The 2,401-nt window shown below is 68.1% G+C and carries 3 protein-coding genes and 1 pseudogene; all 4 read left to right on the forward strand.

The window, feature by feature from the left end:
• Positions 1–150 (forward strand): annotated as a pseudogene (locus ACFZAU_RS41750) (Gfo/Idh/MocA family protein); the annotation flags it as partial.
• Entirely contained in the window at positions 147–1,298 is a 1,152-nt protein-coding gene (locus ACFZAU_RS41755; protein WP_500556596.1) for a dihydrodipicolinate synthase family protein, read from the forward strand. The pseudogene ACFZAU_RS41750 and the gene ACFZAU_RS41755, both read left to right, overlap by 4 nt.
• A gap of 32 nt (positions 1,299–1,330) precedes the next feature.
• The gene (locus ACFZAU_RS41760) at positions 1,331–2,125 is read left to right on the forward strand and encodes a sugar phosphate isomerase/epimerase family protein (protein WP_500556597.1); all 795 of its coding nucleotides are present in this window, start codon (positions 1,331–1,333) and stop codon (positions 2,123–2,125) included.
• A 122-nt stretch (positions 2,126–2,247) separates the two neighbouring features.
• On the forward strand, positions 2,248–2,401 hold a 154-nt coding region (locus ACFZAU_RS41765; protein ID WP_500556598.1), incomplete at its 3' end, for a glycerate kinase.

Consider the following 2,401-nt stretch of genomic DNA (forward strand, 5'->3'; position numbering starts at 1 on the left):
CAGTGGGAACTGTTCCTGCGCCACGTCCACCTCGGCGAGCCCTACACTTGGGACCTGCTGGCCGGTGCCCGCGGTGTGCAGCTCGCCGAACTGGGTCTGCGTTCCTCCGCCGAGGGCCGCCGGTTCGCCGTACCGGAGCTGACGCTGTGACCATTCACCTCCCGGATGTGAACGGACATCTGCGGGCGTATCAGCCGAACCGCGCACCTTTCGTCCCGTCGGCCGGTACATCACCGACCTCGCGTACGGTCTTCTCAGCGGCGCACGTCGTCGCCGACCCCTACGCAAATTCGTCCTCGCGCTCATCCGCTGCCATCGATTGGGACGCGACGCTCGCCTTCCGCCGGTTCATGTGGGGACAGGGCTTGGGCGTCGCCGAGGCCATGGACACAGCCCAGCGCGGCATGGGCCTGGACTGGGCGAGCGCAGCCGAACTGATCCGCCGCTCCTCCGCTGAGGCCCGCGCCGTGGGCGGCCGCATCGCCTGCGGGGTGGGCACCGACCAGCTCGCCGCCGGTTCGCTGACGGAGATCCGCCATGCGTACGAGGAGCAGCTCGCGGTAGTCGAGGAGGCTGGCGCGCAGGCGATCCTGATGGCGTCACGCGCGCTGGCCGCCGTCGCCAAGAGCCCCGACGACTACAGCGAGATATACAGCCATCTGCTTCGGCAGGCCGCCGACCCGGTCATCCTCCACTGGCTCGGCCCGATGTTCGACCCGGCCCTGGAGGGCTACTGGGGCAGCACTGACCTGGACGCCGCCACCGAAGTCTTTTTGCAGGTTGTTGTCGCGCACGCGGACAAGGTGGACGGCGTGAAGATCTCGCTGCTCGACGCGGAGCGGGAGATCGAACTGCGGCGCCGGCTACCAAGGGGCGTGCGCTGCTACACCGGCGACGACTTCCACTACCCCCAGCTGATTGCGGGCGACGAGCAAGGCTTCAGCCATGCACTGCTGGGCATCTTCGACCCGCTGGGCCCACTCGCAGCAGAAGCCCTACGGGTACTGGACACAGGCGACGTGCACGGCTTCCGTGTACTGCTCGACCCGACAGTGGAACTGGCGCGCCACCTGTTCCAGGCACCTACGCGCTTCTACAAGACAGGCGTGGTCCTTCTGGCCTGGCTGGCGGGTCATCAGGAGCACTTTGCCATGGTGGGCGGCTTGCAGTCGGCACGCTCGCTGCCGCACCTGGCAACGGCCTACGAGCTTGCCGACGGCCTCGGGCTGTTCCCCGACCCGGAGTTGGCCGAGACACGGATGAAGGCGCTGCTCTCTGTATACGGGGTGACCTCGTGAAGACCACAGTGGAGCGCTTGTCCATCAACCAGATGACGGTGAAGCAGCTTAAACTGCCGGCGCTGGTCGACGCCTGCCAGAGGACGGGCGTGCAGGGTGTGGGCCTGTGGCGTGAACCGGTCCGTGCGCACGGCGTCGAAGCGACAGCGAAACTGGTCCGCGAAGCAGGGCTGAGGGTGTCGACACTGTGCCGGGGCGGCTTCCTCACGGCCATCGACCCTTCGGAGCGTGCCGAAGCTCTGGCGGACAACCGGCGGGCGATTGACGAGGCGGCGATCCTCGGGACCGACACGTTGGTACTCGTCTCGGGCGGACTGCCTACCGGATCCATGGACCTGCGCGGCGCGCGCGAGCGGGTTGCAGACGCGCTGGCTGAGCTGGGCCCGTACGCAGCCGAGCGGGGGGTGCGGTTGGCCGTCGAACCGCTGCATCCTATGTTCGCCTCTGACCGCTGTGTGATCTCGACCATGGCCCAGGCGCTGGAGCTCGCAGAGCGCTTCCCGCCAGAGCAAGTGGGCGTCACGGTGGACACCTATCACATCTGGTGGGACGACACCGCTCCCCACCAGATCGCACGAGCGGGCGTCGGCGGCCGAATCCACATCTTCCAACTGGCCGACTGGGTCACCCCGCTGCCGGAGGGTGTCCTCACTGGGCGTGGCCAGATCGGGGACGGCTCGATCGACATGCGGGAGTGGAAGGGCTACGTAGAGGCGGCCGGGTACACCGGCCCCATCGAGGTCGAGCTGTTCAACGAGGGGCTGTGGGCCAGGGACGGGTACGAGGTCCTGGCCGAAACCGCGACGCGGTTCCTGGAGCATATGTGAGCACCTGTTCTCGCTGAAGCTCCTCGTCGTCTCCGGGCAGGGGCGGCTGGAAGAGAACGCTCGCCGCAGGCGACGACTATGGATATGGCCCAGCCCTGCCGGCCGTAAGGGAGATCAGCGTGATGGACGCACGGCCAGTGCGGGTGCTCATAGCGGCGGACAAGTTCAAGGGTTCGCTCACCGCCGTCGAGGTGGCGGAGCGGCTCGGGTCGGGACTGCGGCGGGCCGCCCCCGGTCTCGTCGTCGAGTCCGTGCCGGTGGCCGACGGCGGGGACG

The sequence above is a fragment of the Streptomyces sp. NPDC008238 genome (assembly GCF_042956445.1).
Taxonomy (GTDB): domain Bacteria; phylum Actinomycetota; class Actinomycetes; order Streptomycetales; family Streptomycetaceae; genus Actinacidiphila.

Excerpts from the sequence above, each read along its gene's own strand:
- ACFZAU_RS41760 (WP_500556597.1), top strand. The coding sequence starts at position 1,331 with ATGACGGTGAAGCAGCTTAAACTGCCGGCGCTGGTCGACGCCTGCCAG.